The organism is Pantoea sp. SGAir0215 (genome assembly GCF_043543215.1).
Genome location: NZ_CP028031.1, coordinates 1,853,381 through 1,871,096, shown reverse-complemented (window position 1 = coordinate 1,871,096; position 17,716 = coordinate 1,853,381). Strand labels below are relative to the sequence as shown.

General features: G+C 56.7%; 16 protein-coding genes. 11 read left to right on the top strand and 5 right to left on the bottom strand.

Annotated features, from left to right (window positions below):
• Positions 1–110: 110 nt before the first annotated feature.
• Positions 111–266 carry an AcrZ family multidrug efflux pump-associated protein gene (locus C1N64_RS08850; protein ID WP_006118494.1) on the bottom strand — a complete coding sequence of 52 codons (156 nt, stop codon included), beginning with the start codon at positions 264–266 and terminating at the stop codon, positions 111–113.
• Between the two features lie 141 nt (positions 267–407).
• On the opposite strand from C1N64_RS08850, the gene modE reads away from it, so the two are divergent.
• The 6 genes from modE to gpmA all read left to right on the top strand — a co-directional run bounded on the left by modE (position 408) and on the right by gpmA (position 7,080).
• Positions 408–1,190, top strand: coding sequence for a molybdenum-dependent transcriptional regulator (modE, locus tag C1N64_RS08845; RefSeq protein WP_006118493.1), 783 nt, complete (start codon positions 408–410; stop codon positions 1,188–1,190).
• Between the two features lie 76 nt (positions 1,191–1,266).
• The gene (gene modF / locus C1N64_RS08840) at positions 1,267–2,739 is read left to right on the top strand and encodes a molybdate ABC transporter ATP-binding protein ModF (protein WP_394515420.1); all 1,473 of its coding nucleotides are present in this window, start codon (positions 1,267–1,269) and stop codon (positions 2,737–2,739) included.
• 220 nt (positions 2,740–2,959) lie between these two features.
• Positions 2,960–4,006 (top strand): galactose-1-phosphate uridylyltransferase, encoded by a 1,047-nt coding sequence (galT, locus tag C1N64_RS08835; protein ID WP_039341534.1) that lies wholly within the window; start codon positions 2,960–2,962, stop codon positions 4,004–4,006.
• Positions 4,003–5,151: a galactokinase gene (galK, locus tag C1N64_RS08830; protein ID WP_054634296.1), complete on the top strand. Its 1,149-nt coding sequence runs from the start codon at positions 4,003–4,005 to the stop codon at positions 5,149–5,151. The genes galT and galK overlap by 4 nt, the downstream gene beginning before the upstream one ends.
• Positions 5,145–6,179 (top strand): galactose-1-epimerase, encoded by a 1,035-nt coding sequence (gene galM / locus C1N64_RS08825; protein WP_006118489.1) that lies wholly within the window; start codon positions 5,145–5,147, stop codon positions 6,177–6,179. Before galK ends, galM begins: the two co-directional genes overlap by 7 nt.
• A gap of 148 nt (positions 6,180–6,327) precedes the next feature.
• Complete coding sequence (gpmA, locus tag C1N64_RS08820; protein WP_006118488.1) at positions 6,328–7,080, top strand: 2,3-diphosphoglycerate-dependent phosphoglycerate mutase; 753 nt, start codon at positions 6,328–6,330, stop codon at positions 7,078–7,080.
• Between the two features lie 60 nt (positions 7,081–7,140).
• Here the strand turns inward: gpmA and aroG are convergent, their stop codons facing one another.
• Positions 7,141–8,193: a 3-deoxy-7-phosphoheptulonate synthase AroG gene (aroG, locus tag C1N64_RS08815; protein ID WP_006118487.1), complete on the bottom strand. Its 1,053-nt coding sequence runs from the start codon at positions 8,191–8,193 to the stop codon at positions 7,141–7,143.
• A gap of 290 nt (positions 8,194–8,483) precedes the next feature.
• On the opposite strand from aroG, the gene C1N64_RS08810 reads away from it, so the two are divergent.
• The 4 genes from C1N64_RS08810 to zitB all read left to right on the top strand — a co-directional run bounded on the left by C1N64_RS08810 (position 8,484) and on the right by zitB (position 13,582).
• Positions 8,484–8,837, top strand: a complete 354-nt coding sequence (locus C1N64_RS08810; RefSeq protein WP_006118479.1) for a YbgS-like family protein — start codon at positions 8,484–8,486, stop codon at positions 8,835–8,837.
• Positions 8,838–8,938: 101 nt separating this feature from the next.
• Positions 8,939–9,523: a LuxR C-terminal-related transcriptional regulator gene (locus tag C1N64_RS08805; RefSeq protein WP_006118477.1), complete on the top strand. Its 585-nt coding sequence runs from the start codon at positions 8,939–8,941 to the stop codon at positions 9,521–9,523.
• Complete coding sequence (locus tag C1N64_RS08800) at positions 9,505–12,582, top strand: hybrid sensor histidine kinase/response regulator (protein ID WP_394515419.1); 3,078 nt, start codon at positions 9,505–9,507, stop codon at positions 12,580–12,582. Before C1N64_RS08805 ends, C1N64_RS08800 begins: the two co-directional genes overlap by 19 nt.
• Positions 12,560–13,582, top strand: coding sequence for a CDF family zinc transporter ZitB (gene zitB / locus C1N64_RS08795; RefSeq protein WP_033737748.1), 1,023 nt, complete (start codon positions 12,560–12,562; stop codon positions 13,580–13,582). Before C1N64_RS08800 ends, zitB begins: the two co-directional genes overlap by 23 nt.
• Here zitB and pnuC read toward each other — a convergent pair.
• The 3 genes from pnuC to C1N64_RS08780 form a co-directional block, all read right to left on the bottom strand.
• Entirely contained in the window at positions 13,576–14,298 is a 723-nt protein-coding gene (pnuC, locus tag C1N64_RS08790) for a nicotinamide riboside transporter PnuC (RefSeq protein WP_033737749.1), read from the bottom strand. The genes zitB and pnuC overlap by 7 nt on opposite strands.
• A gap of 25 nt (positions 14,299–14,323) precedes the next feature.
• Positions 14,324–15,385 carry a quinolinate synthase NadA gene (gene nadA, locus C1N64_RS08785; protein ID WP_263758923.1) on the bottom strand — a complete coding sequence of 354 codons (1,062 nt, stop codon included), beginning with the start codon at positions 15,383–15,385 and terminating at the stop codon, positions 14,324–14,326.
• A 130-nt stretch (positions 15,386–15,515) separates the two neighbouring features.
• A complete protein-coding gene (locus C1N64_RS08780; protein WP_394515418.1) occupies positions 15,516–16,025 on the bottom strand; it encodes a methylated-DNA--[protein]-cysteine S-methyltransferase in 510 nt (169 codons plus the stop codon).
• Positions 16,026–16,183: 158 nt separating this feature from the next.
• On the opposite strand from C1N64_RS08780, the gene C1N64_RS08775 reads away from it, so the two are divergent.
• A complete protein-coding gene (locus tag C1N64_RS08775) occupies positions 16,184–17,644 on the top strand; it encodes an AlkA N-terminal domain-containing protein (protein ID WP_033737750.1) in 1,461 nt (486 codons plus the stop codon).
• The last annotated feature ends 72 nt before the right edge of the window (positions 17,645–17,716 follow it).

Genomic DNA, 17,716 nt, shown 5'->3' with positions numbered 1-17,716 from the left:
ATAAAATAATACAGCGAACGGCCTGACAGCCAGACAAAATGATTAAAAGAGGAAGAAAAGCGTGGACGTAAAACAGCAACGTCCGTGCTGAGACGGACGTTGCAGGAGGATTAATGCTGAGAGCGGGCGTTAGTGTTGTCGCGGCGACCCGTTTTAGAGATGAGGTTAAACACTTCACCCAGACCGTAAATCAGGCCTAACATAATCGCCATAACCACAGGTACCATAATCACTGCCACGGCGAGGCTTTTAATGAGTTCCAGCATGGTAAGTCCCACTTTGCGGATAAAAAAGAGATTGTAACGGCTCAGTAAAAATTTGCGCAGACCTTTTCGTGCTTTTACTTTGAGGCGCAAAGCTCGTTATCATCAGCCCGATCACGCGACTTACCCTTTGCAGGAGCCACCATGCAAGCCGACCTCACCCTTCATATTCGCCTGCAGCAGAAACTGTTTGCCGATCCCCGCCGCATTGCCTTGCTGCAACGCGTGCAACAAACCGGCTCCATCAGTCAGGGCGCTAAACTGGCGGGCATCAGTTACAAAAGCGCCTGGGATGCCATCAGCGACATGAACCACCTGGCCGGGCAGGAAGTCGTGGCACGCGCGACCGGGGGCAAAGGCGGTGGCGGCGCGCAGTTAACCCGCTACGGTGAACGACTGGTACAGCTGTTTGGCCTGATGGAAAAGATTCAGCAACATGCCTTCGATGCGCTGCAGCAGGATACCCTGCCGCTCGACAGCTTACTCGCGGCTATCGCCCGCTCCTCCCTGCAAACCAGTGCACGTAATCAACTGTTTGGTACCGTCGTGCACAATGATGCTCAGCAGGTGATACAGCATCTGACGATTCTGCTTGCCGATGGCGTGACGCGGCTCAACATTGCCCTGACCGAGCGCAGCGCAGAACGGCTGAATTTGCACGCCGGAAAAGAGGTGCTGGTATTAATCAAGGCCCCGTGGGTCAGTGTGCATACCGCGCCCACTGATGCCGAGAATCAGCTTGCCGCAACGCTGACGGCTATCGAAAAAGGCCAGCAGGTGAGTGAAGTGCTGATGACCTTACCCAGTGGCGAAACGTTGTGTGCCACGCTGGATAACCGTGAAACGGAACAGCGTCAGCTTCACATCGGCATGAATGTTATCGCCAGCTTCAGCGCCAGTCATGCGATTGTTGCCTCACTGCGGTGATTTTCACCGGCCGGTTTGACATCCCTGTTTGCAGTCGCTAAAACGTCAGTTAACGCTGCATAAAATGGAACAAATCATGGCTTCATTGCAAATTTCGCAAGGCATATTTCACCTTAATGATACCCGGGTGCTGTCCCTGGCCGATGTGCATCTTCGCCGGGGTGAGCGCTGGGCGTTTGTTGGCGCAAACGGCAGCGGCAAGTCCTCGCTGGCACGCGCGCTTTCAGGCGAGCTTCCCCCGTTATCGGGTAAGGTGACGCACGATTTTCAGTGCCCGTGGCGCCTGTCGCTGGAGCAGCTACAGAAGCTGGTCGCCGAGGAATGGCAACGTAACAATACCGATTTACTCAGCGAAGGTGAGGACGACAGCGGCCGCACCACGGCGGAAATTATTCAGGATGCGGTGAAAGATGCCGCACGCTGTGAACGTCTGGCGGCGCAGTTTGGCATCAGTAGTCTGCTCAGTCGCCGCTTTAAATACCTGTCGACAGGCGAGACGCGAAAAACGCTGCTGTGCCAGGCGCTGATGGCACAGCCTGATCTGCTGATTCTGGATGAACCTTTTGACGGCCTGGATGTGGATTCCCGCGCGAATCTGACGGCCACCTTAGCAACGCTGCATGAGGCTGACGTCACGCTGGTGCTGGTGCTGAACCGCTTTGACGATATTCCGGATTATGTCGATCAGGTGGGCGTTCTGGCCGAATGTAGCCTGACGCAGGTCGGGCCACGCGAGACCATTCTGGCCCAGACGCTGGTCGCGCAGCTGGCTCGCAGTGAACAGCTGGACGGTATGGCGTTGCCGGAGGCCGATGTGCCCGATCAGTTGCCCGCGTTGGCGGATGATGCGCCGCGCGTGATCCTGCGCAACGCGGTGGTGTCCTATAACGATCAGCCCGTGATCAACGGCCTGAACTGGCAGGTGAATCCCGGTGAGCACTGGCACATCATTGGCCCCAATGGCGCGGGTAAATCTACCTTACTGAGCCTGGTGACGGGGGATCATCCGCAGGGTTACAGCAATGATTTGACCCTGTTCGGCATTCGCCGTGGCAGCGGCGAGACCATCTGGGACATCAAGCAGCATATCGGCTATGTCAGCAGCAGCCTGCATCTGGACTACCGGGTCAGCGTGAATGTGCGCACCGTGATTTTATCGGGCTTTTTCGATTCGATTGGTCTCTATCAGGCTGTATCTGACCGCCAGATGGCGCTGGCGCAACAGTGGCTGGCGCTGACAGGGATGGATAATGCGATGGCGAATGCGCCGTTCCACAGTTTGTCCTGGGGGCAACAACGGCTGGTCTTAATCGCCCGCGCGCTGGTTAAGCATCCCACGTTATTGATCCTTGACGAGCCCTTGCAGGGGCTGGATCCGCTTAACCGGCAACTGGTGCGCCGCTTTGTGGATATTCTGATTGGGGAAGGCCGGACCCAGCTGCTGTTTGTTTCGCATCATGCCGAAGATGCCCCGCACTGTATTACGCATCGCCTGCATTTTCTCCCTGATGGCACAGGCGGCTACCGTTATCAGCAAGATGTGATCTGACACAACCCTGCCGTGAAAACGGCGGGGGTATTATCCGCAATGTAAACGTTACCATTTAAAACCCCATTCCATGACCATAATGTGCCTTTTCGCCTTTAAATAAGAATAGTCATCTTGTGTAAACGATACCATTTATTCAGACTCGATCACGCTTTCATGCCGTTTGATGTGCTATTTTTTAGCGATGATTTTTTTATTTTGACGCTGACCAGGATGCGACATGCAAAAATTTAACCCGGCCGATCATCCCCATCGCCGTTACAATCCCCTGACCGACCAATGGATTCTGGTTTCACCTCACCGGGCCAAACGTCCCTGGCAGGGTGCGCAGGAAACGCCCGCGGTAAATGCCCTGCCGTCACACGATCCAGACTGTTTTCTGTGTGCAGGAAATACGCGCATTACCGGCGATGTGAACCCGGATTACAAAGGTACGTACGTTTTCACCAATGACTTTGCTGCGCTGATGACGGATACGCCGGATGCACCCGAAAGCGATGATCTCCTGATGCGTTGCGAAAGCGCGCGCGGCACCAGCCGCGTGATTTGCTTTTCGCCCGATCACAGTAAAACGTTGCCTGAAATGTCCCTGAGCGCGCTGGAAGAGGTCGTGCGCACCTGGCAGGAACAGACCGCAGAGCTGGGCCAGCATTATCCGTGGGTGCAGGTGTTTGAGAACAAAGGCGCCGCCATGGGCTGTTCGAATCCGCATCCGCATGGCCAGGTCTGGGCCAACAGCTTCCTGCCTAACGAGGCCCAGCGCGAAGATGACCATCAACGTCAGTACTTTGCAAAAACCGGCTCGCCGCTGCTGGTGGATTACTGTGCGCGTGAACAACAAGACGGCAGCCGCACCGTAGTGGAAACCGAGCACTGGATCGCCGTGGTGCCGTGGTGGGCCGCCTGGCCCTTTGAAACCCTGCTACTGCCCAAAGCGCACGTGAAACGCATGACTGATTTGAGCGAGGCGCAACGCAACGATCTGGCGAAAGCCCTTAAGCTGCTGACCAGCCGCTATGACAACCTGTTCCAGTGCGCCTTCCCCTACTCCATGGGCTGGCACGGTGCGCCGTTTAACGGCGAGGAAAACGCCCACTGGCAACTTCATGCCCATTTTTATCCGCCGCTGCTGCGTTCAGCCACGGTGCGCAAATTTATGGTCGGCTACGAGATGCTGGCTGAAACCCAACGCGATTTAACTGCGGAGCAGGCAGCAGAACGTCTGCGCGCCGTGAGTGACATTCATTTCCGTGAGGCACAACAATGAGCTTAAAAACCATCACGCAGCAGGTCTTTACCGACACCTTTGGCTATGCGCCCACTCACACGATTCAGGCACCCGGCCGCGTCAACCTGATTGGCGAGCATACGGATTATAACGATGGTTTCGTTTTGCCTTGTGCCATTGACTACCAAACCGTTATCGCCTGTGCCAGACGCGACGATCGTCAGGTACGCGTTGTGGCCGTGGATTACGATCAGGCGCAGGACAGCTTCTCACTGGACGATCCCATTACCAGCGTGAGCGAGCCGATGTGGGCAAACTATGTGCGCGGCGTGGTGAAGCATTTGCAGAAGCGCGCGCCTGATTTTAACGGCGTGGATATGGTGATTAGCGGTAACGTGCCTCAGGGCGCGGGCCTCAGCTCCTCTGCCTCGCTCGAAGTGGCCGTCGGGACCGTTTTTCAGCAGTTGTTCAACCTGCCGCTGGATGGCGCCGCCATTGCGGTAAACGGTCAGGAGGCGGAGAACCAGTTCGTGGGCTGTAACTGCGGCATTATGGATCAGCTGATTTCCGCGCTGGGGCAAAAAGATCATGCCATGCTGCTGGATTGCCGCTCACTCGGCACCAAACCGGTTTCCCTGCCGGAAGACGTGGCCGTGGTGATCATTAACTCTAATTTCCGCCGAAGCCTGGTGGGCAGCGAATACAATACCCGCCGCCAGCAGTGTGAAACCGGTGCGCGCTTCTTTAATAAGAAAGCACTACGCGATGTCGGCCTGGCGGAATTTGAGGCGGCGGTCGCGCAGTTAGATCCTGACGTCGCGAAGCGCGTGCGCCATGTCATTACCGAAAATGCCCGTACGCTGGAAGCCGCAGAGGTGCTTTCGCGTGGCGATTTAACGCGCATGGGGGAACTGATGGCGGAATCGCATGCCTCAATGCGTGATGACTTTGAAATCACCGTGCCGCCTGTCGACACGCTGGTTGAAATTGTTAAAGCCGAGATCGGCAATCGTGGTGGTGTCCGTATGACCGGTGGCGGCTTCGGGGGCTGTATCGTTGCGCTGATGCCGCTTGAGCTGGTTGATCAGGTGCAGGCCGCCGTCGCCAGCCAGTACGAAGCTAAAACGGGCATCAAGGAGACCTTCTACGTGTGTAAAGCTTCAGAAGGAGCAGGTCAATGTTAAGCGATGTCAATTCCCATGCGCCGGATGGTCAACCATGGCGCATCACCGTGCTGCGTAATGCGCACGGAATGGTGGCCACCTTTATGGACTGGGGAGCAACCTGGCTGTCGGCGCGCGTGCCACTTCAGGACGGCAGCGTGCGCGAGGCCCTCTTAGGCTGTGCCACGCCGTCCGATTATCTGCATCAGGACGCCTATCTGGGGGCGACCGTTGGCCGTTATGCTAACCGTATCGCCGGGGCAAAACTCAATACCCTCAACCGACAACTGCTCGCCAACCAGGGTGAGCATCAGTTACACGGTGGTCCGGACGGGTTCGATAAACGCCGCTGGCAGATTATCAGCCAGTCAGAAAACGAAGTGCATTATCGTCTGGATTCGCCTGACGGCGATCAGGGCTATCCGGGAAATCTGATCGCGGATTTGCGCTATGTGCTGGATGACGATAACTGCCTGTCCATCCACTATGAAGCCCGGTGCGATCAACCCTGTCCGGTGAATCTCACTAACCATGCTTACTTTAATCTTGATGCGCATCATGGCGATGCGCGCCAGCATCGCTTACAACTGCACGCCGATCGTTATCTGCCCGTCGATAGCGAGGGTATTCCCAACGGCCCGCTGAAAGCCGTGGACGGCACCAGCTTTGACTTCCGTCAGGCCAAAAGCCTGGCACAGGATTTCCTTGCCGATGCCGATCAACAGGCGGTTAAAGGCTACGATCATGCCTTTCTACTTAACAGCGCGGGCGATGCAAGCCAGCCCGCAGCAGCGTTATGGTCGCAGGACGGCAAGCTGCAGTTAAGTGTAACGACGTCGGCCCCTGCCCTGCAGCTGTACAGCGGCAACTATCTGGCTGGCACGCGCGCCCGGGAGCAGGAAAGCTATACTGCTTACCAGGGGATTGCGCTGGAGAGTGAGTTTTTACCGGATTCGCCCAATCATCCCGAGTGGCCACAGGATGATTGCTGGCTGCAGCCGGGGGATCGTTGGGAATCCGTTACGCGCTATCGTTTTACCTCACACTGAGCCGCCGGGTGAAAAACGCGCAGTGCGTCACAGACAGACTTACGCAGTGCGCTGTTTTCCGCTATGGTAGAGCGCAATGGTCGGCCAGCGGGCTGGCGACAACAGGTTTCCATTATCTCAGAAACATCAAGTATTAAGGAGTTAAGCTATGGCTGTAACTAAGCTGGTTCTGGTGCGACACGGCGAAAGCCAGTGGAACAACGAAAACCGCTTCACCGGATGGTATGATGTAGACCTTTCTGACAAAGGCCGTACCGAAGCTAAAGCAGCCGGACAGCTGCTGAAGAAAGAAGGTTTCGTGTTCGATTTCGCCTACACCTCCGTGCTGAAACGCGCCATCCATACCCTGTGGAATATTCTGGATGAGCTGGATCAGGCCTGGCTGCCCGTTGAAAAATCCTGGCGTCTGAACGAGCGTCACTATGGTGCGTTACAGGGGCTGGATAAAGCTGAAACCGCCGCTAAATATGGTGACGAGCAGGTCAAACAGTGGCGTCGTGGCTTCGCCGTGACCCCGCCGGAGCTGGATCGCAGTGATGAGCGTTTCCCGGGACACGATCCGCGTTATGCGTCATTGTCCCCTGAGCAACTGCCTACCACGGAAAGTCTGGCACTGACCATCGATCGCGTTATTCCTTACTGGAACGAAAGCATCCTGCCACGTATTAAAAGTGGTGAGAAAGTGATTATCGCCGCACACGGCAACTCACTGCGCGCGCTGGTGAAATACCTGGATAACATGAGCGAAGACGAGATTCTTGAGCTGAATATCCCTACCGGCGTTCCGCTGGTTTACGAATTCGACGAGAACTTCAAGCCCGTCAAACACTACTACCTGGGTGACGCCGATGAGATCGCAGCGAAAGCGGCGGCCGTGGCAAACCAGGGTAAAGCGAAGTAATGTACTGACCTGTAAAAAGGGCCAGACTGCGATGTCTGGCCCTTTTTTATGGCCTCACGGTTAACCGCGACGCTGTTTGACCGCATCGGCCAGCTGACGTAATACCTTTTCGGTATCTTCCCAGCCGATACAGGCATCAGTCACGCTCTTACCGTAAACCAGCGGTTCACCGCTTTCCAGGCTCTGATTGCCTTCCACCAGATGGCTTTCAATCATCACGCCAATGATGCCGCGCTCGCCATTGATCATCTGCTGTGCCACATCATCAGCCACCTGCATCTGCTTCTGGAACTGCTTGCTGCTGTTTGCGTGACTGAAATCGATCATCACCTGCTGCGGTAAGCCAGCCTTCTCCAGTCCGGCCTTCACGGCACTGACGTGGCTGGCGCTGTAGTTAGGTTCTTTTCCGCCGCGCAGGATGATGTGACAGTCGCTGTTGCCGCGCGTTTCCACAATTGCAGAGTGGCCATATTTGGTCACGGACAAGAAACAGTGCGGTGAACCGGCTGCGTTGATCGCATCAATCGCCACTTTAATGGTGCCATCGGTCCCGTTTTTAAAACCGACCGGGCAGGAAAGACCGGAAGCCAGTTCACGGTGCACCTGCGACTCTGTCGTCCTGGCACCAATAGCGCCCCAGCTCATCAGGTCAGCGACATACTGCGGCGTAATCATGTCCAGGAACTCACCCGCCGCAGGCAGGCCAGAATCGTTAATCTCCAGCAGCAGCTTACGCGCCAGGCGCAGGCCATCATTTAACTGGAAGGTGCCATCCATATAGGGATCGTTGATCAGCCCTTTCCAGCCAACGGTGGTACGCGGTTTTTCAAAGTAAACGCGCATTACCACTTCCAGCTCGCCCTTCAGCTGCTCACGCAGGTTTAACAGACGTGCGGCATACTCTTTTGCGGCCTCGGTATCGTGGATAGAGCAGGGTCCAATTACCACCAGCAGCCGATCATCGGCCCCGTTCAGGATCTGGTGAATGGCCTGACGCGCCTGAGAAACGGTTTGCGCGGCACGTTCGGTTGCAGGAAATTTTTCCAGCAGGGCAACGGGGGGCAACAGCTCTTTTATCTCTTTAATGCGTAAATCATCATTCTGGTAATTCATACTGATTCCATATAATTTCTGGCCCGGCGCGCGCCGGGCTCAACCCAGCCAATGTAGCCGGAAGCGCACAGGGTGTAAATTCTGAATCCATGTAAAATGCATGTGTAAAATTTGCATAAATGGGTTATGCGTCTAGACTTTTAAGGGTAACTACTGAGGATCGGTGGCTTATGTTTATTAATACCTGTCTTTAAGCTAACCAGCGAAATTTTATTTCGCTCAGGTCGCTTTTTGTCTGAAACCTGACAGCGGGTTAGAGACAGCAAATATCATTGATTAACGGGAGCATAATGATGAATAAGTTTGCACTAATTTTTCTGACGGCAGCGATGACTCTGGGCAGCGGCGCAGCAATGGCTGCCAACGGAAACTCTAACCAGGCTGCGGCAGCAGGTGCCGTTGCGGGCGGGGCGAATGAGAACCTGCCACCGAATAAAGTCGATAACAGCAAAATTAACAATACCGGTACTGAGATGTCGTCTCCAACCCGAGACAGCACCTCCAGCAGCAAGCATATGACCGCGAACGAAATTGATCAGAACAGCCAGTGTAAAGATGGCAAATGTCCTGATATCAACAAAAAAGTGCACACCAAAAAAGGTGGCGGCCACGTCAATACCAAAACTGACGGCACGACGCAGTAAAGTATACTGTGTGCATTATGAGGAGAGCCGCGGCTCTCCTTTATTTTATCCCGCTGCGACTTCCGCTATGCTGAGCCTGTGAAATTTACAGGGAAATGTTCATGGCCTCACTGCTTCTGATTGACGATCATCCACTGGTTGAAGTGGCGCTGGACGCGGCACTCTCGCAATCGCCTGTCCCCATTCAGCTTATTTCGGCCAGCAGCGAGCACGCCGCTCGCCCTTATCTCCAGCTTCCTCCGGATATCATTGTGCTGGATATCGGCCTGCCCGATGGCGACGGACTGGAGATTCTGCGCCGCCTGAAAGTGCACTTACCCGATTGTCCTGTACTGATCTATTCTGCCCAGCAAAGCAGCCACTATATCCGGCGTGCGCAGGCGCTGGGGGCGGCGGGTTATGTGGTGAAAAGCCAGCGGATGGCGCATTTACTCAGTGCCATTCTTGCTGTACTGGGCGGCCAGTCAGCCTTTCCTGAAGGCCACAGCAGCGAACCCGAATTACCGTTAACCAGTAAAGAGCGCCAGGTGCTGGCGTTGCTGGCCAGCGGCCTGTCCAACCTGCAAATTGCCGAACAGTTGCATATCAGTAATAAAACCGTCAGTACGCATAAAAAGAATATTCTGGAAAAAACCGGTGCGCGTTCTGTTGTCGAGCTGGCCGATCTGTGGAAAGCACAGCAGTGATACGCTGGTTACTTCTCCTGCTCCTGCTCCTGCTGGCGCCGCTGGCCCAGGCCGACGTGCGTCCGGTCAGCAGTATCAATCTGCCTATGATGATGCCGGTAAAAGGCGCAGAGCTGATGCAGGGCAAAGTGGTGCGTGTGGGCCTGCTGGATGAGAATACGGCGCCCTGGGCCATGCATGTGGGCAACGATCTGTACGGGATTGACGCCGATTATCTGGCGGCGCTGCACCAGTTAACCGGGGCGCAGTTCTCCCTTCACCTCTATGCCACCCAGCCGGCTCTGCTGAGCGCCCTGCAGGCGGGGCAGATTGATTTTGCGTTAGGCATGCTGGCCCCGCCCTTTCCCGCGGGCGCCGTTGCCAGCGACAGCTGGTTTAGCAGCCCGTTACGAATTTACCGTAATCAGCAGAACCAGCGTGCCGTCATGTTTAACAGTGATAATGCACAACTGGCGATCAGCGAGCAAACCCTGGCACAGCTTCCGCCTGCGCTGGCTGCCCGCCATCACTGGCGCACCTACGGCAGCGATCTTCAGGCGCTCTACACGCTGCTCAATCAGCAAAACGACTATGTGGTCGCCGATGAAACCAGCGCGGGATTTTTGCTGAGTCAGCTACAGCAGGGACAAATTTACCAAATCGCGTCGGGGATTGATGCCGGGCAACTGACTCTGCGCGCGGTTTCCCGCGATCCCGCGCTGATTGCGTGGCTGAATCAGAGCCTGCGCCAGTTACCCGCAGAGTTGATGAGCACGTTACAGGCGCGCTGGAGCAGCAGCCTGCCGCGGTATCAGGACACACAAACGCTGATGCTGAGCGCCAGCGAGCGGCAATGGATAGCAGCCCATCCCCAGGTTACCTACGCCGCTGAAGCCGATAACTATCCCTGGAGCTATCGCGACAGCAACGGCACGCCCCGCGGTTACGGTATCGATCTGCTCAATGCGGTCGCACAGAGCACCGGTTTACGTTTTACGCCGCACTGGGTCAGTAATCCGCAACAGGCGGCCACGCTGCTGGCACAGCATCAGGTGATGTTACAGCTGATGCAACCGCTTAACGGTGAAACCCAAAGCACCAGCCTGCCCGTCTGGCGGGCACTCTGGGGTATTTACAGCCGCCAGCCCGCAGCCGGCTCTCACTGGAGCGATCTGGCAGGCAAACGTATTGGTATCCTGCAGGATGATCTGGCCCAGCGCCTCGTCCCTGACACCATCCCGGTTCAGCGCTTTGCGGATCGCAACAGCCTGTACGACGCGCTGGCTACCGGTCAGATTGACGCGCTGGTCGATAACGTCCTGTCTGCGCGCTGGCGCATTGCCAGCCGTAACGATCCCCACATTCATCTGGCTTTCGCGGCCAGCGATATCGCCTGGCCTGTGGCCATCGGAGTGGCACCCAATGAGCCTGTTCTGCGTGGGCTGCTGGATCGCGCGTTACAGCAGATTCCCGTCGATACGCAAAACCAGATGCGCGATCGCTGGTCAATGCCGCCCCAGCCAGGCAGCGTGGGCGCGATGCGCGTGCTGCCCGTCGCGGTGTTGGCGGCGGCAGGCGTTGCCATTGTCGTGTTACTGCTGTTACTGGCCCGGCGTTACTGGCAGCAACGGCGGGATCGCCAACAGCGCGAACAGGCGGAACACGCGAATGCCATGAAGAGCCAGTTTTTAGCGACGGTCAGCCATGAGCTGCGAACGCCGATGCAGGCGATCCTGGGGCTACTGGAGCTGGAAAAACAGCAAAGCAGCCGTGAAAACCTGCAGCTTCTGTACCAGAGCGCGCAGTCCCTGATGACGTTGCTGAATGATTTGCAGGATCACGCGCGCATTGAAAACAACAGTTTCACCCTGTCGCCCCGCCCGCTGGCACTGGCACCCTGGCTGGCGCAGCAGCGCCATTTCTATCATCCGCTGATGCGGCCGGATGGCCCGCATTTACAGGTAGAGGCCCTGACGCCGCTGCCTGACGCGGTGATGCTGGATGCGGACCGCCTGCAGCAGATCGTCAACAACTTAGTGACCAATGCCTTTAAATTCACCCGGCACGGCCTGATCCGCCTGACGCTGTCGGCTACAGACAAATTGCAGTTAACCGTCAGCGACAACGGCAGCGGGATTCCCCCTGAAGAACAGCCCAGACTGTTCGATCCCTGGTACCAGGCCCCGTCGGGCAAAGCGCTTTCCGTTCAGGGCAGTGGCCTGGGGCTGTTTATTTGTCGGGAAATGGTGCAGCGCATGGGCGGTGAGATTCACCTGCATTCTCAGCCCGGCAAAGGCACCGAGGTCACACTTATCCTGCCGCTGATTCCCTGCGATAGCGTCACTGAGGGCGATCCGGCCACGCTGCCAGGTTTTCCGCAACTGCGCGTGGCCGTAGTGGATGATCATCCGACAAACCTGATCGTAATGCAGCAGCAGCTGGCGCGCTTTGCGATTCAGGCGGACTGTTTTGAGCAGGGCCGAGACCTGTTGCTGGCCGATGCCCGGCGCCCTTACGACCTGCTGTTTATCGATCAGATGATGCCGCGCCCGGACGGTATGCTCCTGCTGCGCGTGCTGCGTCGTCGCCAGCGCCAGCGAGGCGGAAGGCCGTTGCGGGTGCTGTGCTCTGCTGATGCACAGTTACTGAATGTGCAGACTGAGCCACATGAACGGGTGCTGATCAAACCGGTACAGCTACAGGATATCAGCGACCTGCTGACCGCCTTCCATGACGATCCGCTGGCCGCGCTGGATAACAACCTGTGGACACTGGCGCAGCAAAACGAGAACTATCTTAGCCGACTGGGCAAAACGTTACGTGCTACCGTGGAGAAAGACATGGCACAACTGCGCGCGGCCATTGCCAGCGGTGACGAAAGACAGTTAGCCGAGTCCGCGCATCGCCTGAAAGGAAGCTGGCTGCTGATTGGCATTGATGAGGGCGTAGCGCTTTGTCAGCAGTTGTCCGATCGCGCCAGACAGCATCACGACATCTCAGCAGAGTGGCAATTGCTGATATCATTGACCGAAAGATTACTACATAAACTGGACACGTATGGCACACACCCACTCTCATAGCGGTCAGGACACTAACCGTACGCGGCTGATGGCCGCGTTTGCCGTGACGGCACTCTTTATGGTGGCAGAAGTGATTGGCGGCTGGCTGTCGGGCTCGCTGGCGCTGCTGGCCGATGCCGGTCACATGCTGACCGATACCGCCGCCCTGTTAATGGCCTTACTGGCGGTTCAGTTTGCCAAACGCAAACCCAATGAACGTCATACCTTTGGCCTGCTACGTCTGACCACGCTGGCCGCGTTTGTAAACGCCCTCGCCTTAATCGGCATCACCATTTTGATTGTCTGGGAAGCGGTGGAACGGTTTACCCATCCGCAACCCGTCACAGGCGGCCTGATGCTCGGCATTGCGATTGCCGGCTTGCTGGCGAATATTCTGTCTTTCTGGTTGCTGCATCACGGCAGTGAAGAAAAGAACCTGAATGTGCGGGCGGCTGCGTTGCACGTCATGGGGGATTTGCTTGGCTCGGTGGGCGCGATTGTCGCCGCGGTGATTATTCTGTTTACCAACTGGACGCCCATTGACCCCATCTTATCCATCGTCGTGTCGATGCTGGTGCTGCGTAGCGCCTGGTCGCTGCTACGGGAAAGTTTACATGAGTTGCTGGAAGGCGCGCCTGCGTCGCTGGATGTGAAGAAACTGCGGCGCGATCTGAAGCGAAATATTCCCGAGGTGCGCGATGTCCATCATGTACATGTCTGGCAGGTGGGCGAGCAACCGATCTTAACGCTGCACGTCCAGGTCATTCCACCGCGCGATCATGATGGCCTGCTGCGCCGCATCCACACGTACCTGCATGACCATTACCAGATTGAGCATGCTACCGTACAGATGGAGTTTCAGCCCTGCGTGGGCCCTGACTGTGAGCTGAACGGACAGGTCATTGAAGAGGGCCATCATCATGGCGGGCATTCGGATCATGCTGCTGAAACGTCCCATCAGCACAGTGATCATTCACCTCACCACAGTGACCACGTTCATCATCACAGCCATCATCACTGAGCCGAGAGCGCACGCGAACCCTGTTTGCGTGCGCTGATGATCCACATGCGTGAGCCGTTCAGCGCAATTAACGTCAGAATGGCGTACTCCAGCGACATCGCATACACCCCCTGACGGGCAAACACCATCACACTGATCACGTTGATGACCACCCACAAAAGCCAGTTTTCAACATACTTCCGCGTCATCAGCACCATTGCCACAATCGACAGCACCATCAGGCAGGCATCCCAGAAAGGGAAGGCGTCCGGCTGCAACGTCGGCATCGCCACCGTAAAACCCAGTGCATTCATCAGGGCCACCGCGGTACGGGTGAGAAAGGCAAACACCGGATCGATGTAGATCGTCATCAGCCCCACCGCTATAACGCAAACCGCCGCCCAGCCAATGGCCCTGGGCAGCGGGAGCCAGCGAATCGTTAACGCCGCCTGGTTATCAATGGTTTGTCGGCTCCAGGCGTACCAGCCATAAACGTTAGCCGCAAAAAAGAACAGCTGTAACAGCAGGCTGGCATAGAGCTGAATCTGAAAAAATATCACCGCAAACAGCGTCACGTTTATCAGGCCGAACGCGTAGTTAGCGATTTTCTCCAGGCTGGCCAGCCAGATACATAACAGGCCCGCCAGGGTGCCAACGGCTTCAATCCAGGACAGATCGTACCCGGTCGCGCCCAACGGGATGTGAACTAAAATGTTTTGCGTGCTAAAAAAATCCATATCAGGCACCTGTCAACGACGCGGATTACGCGTTTCCTTTCACGTTATGTTTGAGGTCTGCTGCAAAGGATAGCATACGGTTTAGCGGCACCAGCGCGGCCTCGCGCAGCGCCGCGTCTACGTGGATCTCATGAGCCCGCCCACCCGACGTCAGCGCCTCGGCAATGGCCTGCAGTCCGTTCATCGCCATCCAGGGACAGTGCGCACAGCTTCGGCAGGTTGCGCCCTCACCGGCGGTAGGCGCTTCCAGCAATATTTTGTCAGGAACCGCCTGCTGCATCTTGTAAAAGATGCCGCGATCGGTGGCAACGATCATCTGCGGATGTGGCAAGGTTTTTGCCGCCTGAATTAGCTGGCTGGTTGAACCTACCGCATCGGCCAAATCCACAATCGCCTGCGGCGACTCGGGATGAACCAGCACTGCCGCATCCGGATACAGCGCTTTCATCCGCTGCAGCGCCTGAGTTTTGAATTCGTCGTGGACGATGCAGGCGCCTTGCCAGCATAACACGTCGGCCCCGCTTTTTTGCGTAACATAGCGCCCGAGATGCCGATCCGGTGCCCAGATGATTTTTTCCCCCAGGCTGTCCAGATGTTCAATCAGTTCGACGGCAATGCTGGAGGTGACAACCCAGTCGGCGCGCGCTTTTACCGCCGCAGAAGTATTGGCGTATACCACCACCGTCCGGTCAGGATGCGCATCACAGAAGGCCGTAAACGCCTCAATCGGGCAGCCCAGATCCAGCGAGCATTCGGCCTCCAGCGTCGGCATCAACACGGTTTTCTCCGGGCTGAGAATTTTGGCGGTTTCGCCCATAAAGCGCACGCCGGCCACCAGCAGCGTAGTGGCGGGATGCTGGCTGCCAAAACGCGCCATTTCGAGCGAGTCAGAGACGCAACCGCCGGTTTCTTCGGCTAAGGCCTGGATGTCCGGATCCGTGTAATAGTGCGCCACCATCACGGCGTTACGGGCTTTCAGCAGGGCTTTAATTTTTTCCCGGTAAAACGTTTTTTGCTCGTCACTCAGCCGGGCGGGCTTAGGAGGAAAAGGATACACCGCATGTTCAGGATCAAAGATTGCGCTCATGACACCGCTCTCGTTCTGTAAAATTAACGAAAATAGCCGTTTCTGGCTTAACAGGACGTAAATACCGCCATCGTGTTTTATATGTTAAACACGATAGCGAAAAAGCAGCAGCCTGTCGCGTTTTATTTGGTCATGACGATGCAGAAAGCCCCACCAGACCGGGCTGAGGCGCTTCCAGTTGAAGCAAAAAGGCTTTGACCGTCAGGCCACCGGCAAATCCCGTCAGTTTTCCATTGGCCCCAATGACCCGATGACACGGTGCCACAATGGACAACGGATTTCTGCCGTTAGCAGCACCGACGGCACGTACCGCTGCCGGATGCCCAATCTGCTCGGCGATCTGGCGGTAACTGCGGGTTTCGCCAAACGGAATAGAAAGTAGCGCCTGCCAGACTTTTTTCTGAAATGCTGTGCCGTCCATATCCAGCGGTAAGTCAAAAACGCGCCGAGTGCCGGCAAAGTACTCACTTAACTGCGTTTCGGTTTCGCGTAAAACAGGATGATTATCGTCGCGCTCACGCGGCGACAACCGGGGATGTCTGCGCACTTCGTCCTGCCATAAAATGGCCGCCAGACCGCGATCGCTGGCGATCAGGGTCAGTTCGCCCACCGGCGTTATCACAGGTTTGCAGTAATACATGCTGTTCCCTCCATCACATTGCTGTCTGGCATTATCGCATTTTCACCACGCGAAACTGGCTGTTTTCGGTCATTACAATAAACTGTTGTGCTGTCCGAAAACAGCCAGTCAATATCTCATGCCCGCGCTACGCTGTCGCTCTTTGCCGGAGAAAAACCATGTTTGATTCAGATACCGCTTACCAGGCACTGACCTCGCGTGATACGCGCTTCGATGGCGTGTTTTTTGTCGGCGTGACCTCAACCGGCATTTACTGTCGCCCGATTTGCCCGGTGAAAGCGCCAATGCAGAAAAACTGTCTGTTCTTCAACAGCGCTGAGGCGGCAGAGAAAGCGCATTTTCGCCCTTGTCTGCGTTGTCGTCCGGAGCTGGCACCCGGCAACGCCCCCGTGGACAACGCCCACCGCGTGGCCGACCGACTGGTGCAGCGCATTGAAGAGGGCTTGCTGGAAGCCCACAGCGGCCTGGATGCGATTGCTGCAGAGTTTGGCATCAGCGCCCGTCAGCTGCGGCGCATTGTGCAGCAGGAGCTGGGCGTCACGCCACTGGAGCTTAAACAGACACGTCGTATGCTGCTGGCTAAGCAGCTTCTGACCGAAACCACGCTGCCGGTAACCGAGATCGCCTACGCCAGTGGATTTGGCAGCTTACGGCGCTTCAATGACGTGTTTCAGGCGCGCTATCGCATGACGCCGGGCGCACTGCGCAAAAGCGGCAACCTGTCGCCGCAACCTGCAACGGACACAATGCGGTTACGCCTTAGCTATCGTCCGCCTTACGACTGGCAGGCGATGCTGGACTTTTTACGCCTGCGGTTAATGAACGACATTGAAGCCGTTGATGGTGAAACCTACCGCCGGACGGTGGCGCTGGGCGAATACCGGGGTTGGGTCAGCATTTCGCATCTCCCGGCAAAGCAGGCGCTTCAGGTGGAATTCACCCGCTCTCTCACGCCTGTGCTGCCTGCCCTGCTGCGTCGGCTGCGCGACCTGTTTGACCTGAATGCTCAGCCGCAGCGCATTGCCGAACACCTGCAACAGGATCCCCTGCTGGCGCAAAGTATTCAGGATTACCCCGGCCTGCGTGTCCCCGGCGCATTTGACAGTGTCGAAATGGGCGTACGCGCCATTCTGGGCCAGCAGGTCACCGTTAAAGCCGCCACGACGCTCAGCAGCCGCTTTGCTCAGGCATTTGGTGAACCCTGCACCACGCCGTTCCCTGATCTGTCGCGCTATTCTGCGCAACCCCAGCGCATTGCCCAGGCTACGGTCGATGAGATTGCCCGCCTGGGCATTGTCAGTGCGCGCGCCAGAGCGATTCTGGCCTTTGCGGCCGCCTGTAACGAGGGCAGCCTGCGTTTCAATGCGACGCTTTCGCCTGACGACATCATGGCGCGCCTGGTGGCCTTACCGGGCATTGGCCCCTGGACCGCCCACTACATTGCCATGCGAGCGCTGCGCTGGCCGGACGCCTTCCCGAAAGAGGATATCGCCGTGCGCAATAATCTGGGGGGATTAACACCCAAAGCGGCAGACGCGCGCTCACAGGTATGGCGTCCCTGGCGCAGCTACGCCGTGATGCATATCTGGAAAAGCCTGTCACCGGCCAGTGCGAAGTAAGCAGCCCGTTGTCCTGAAAAGAAATATCACGCCTCGCCTCTAAACTCCTGGCCTGCTCAACCGATAACCAAT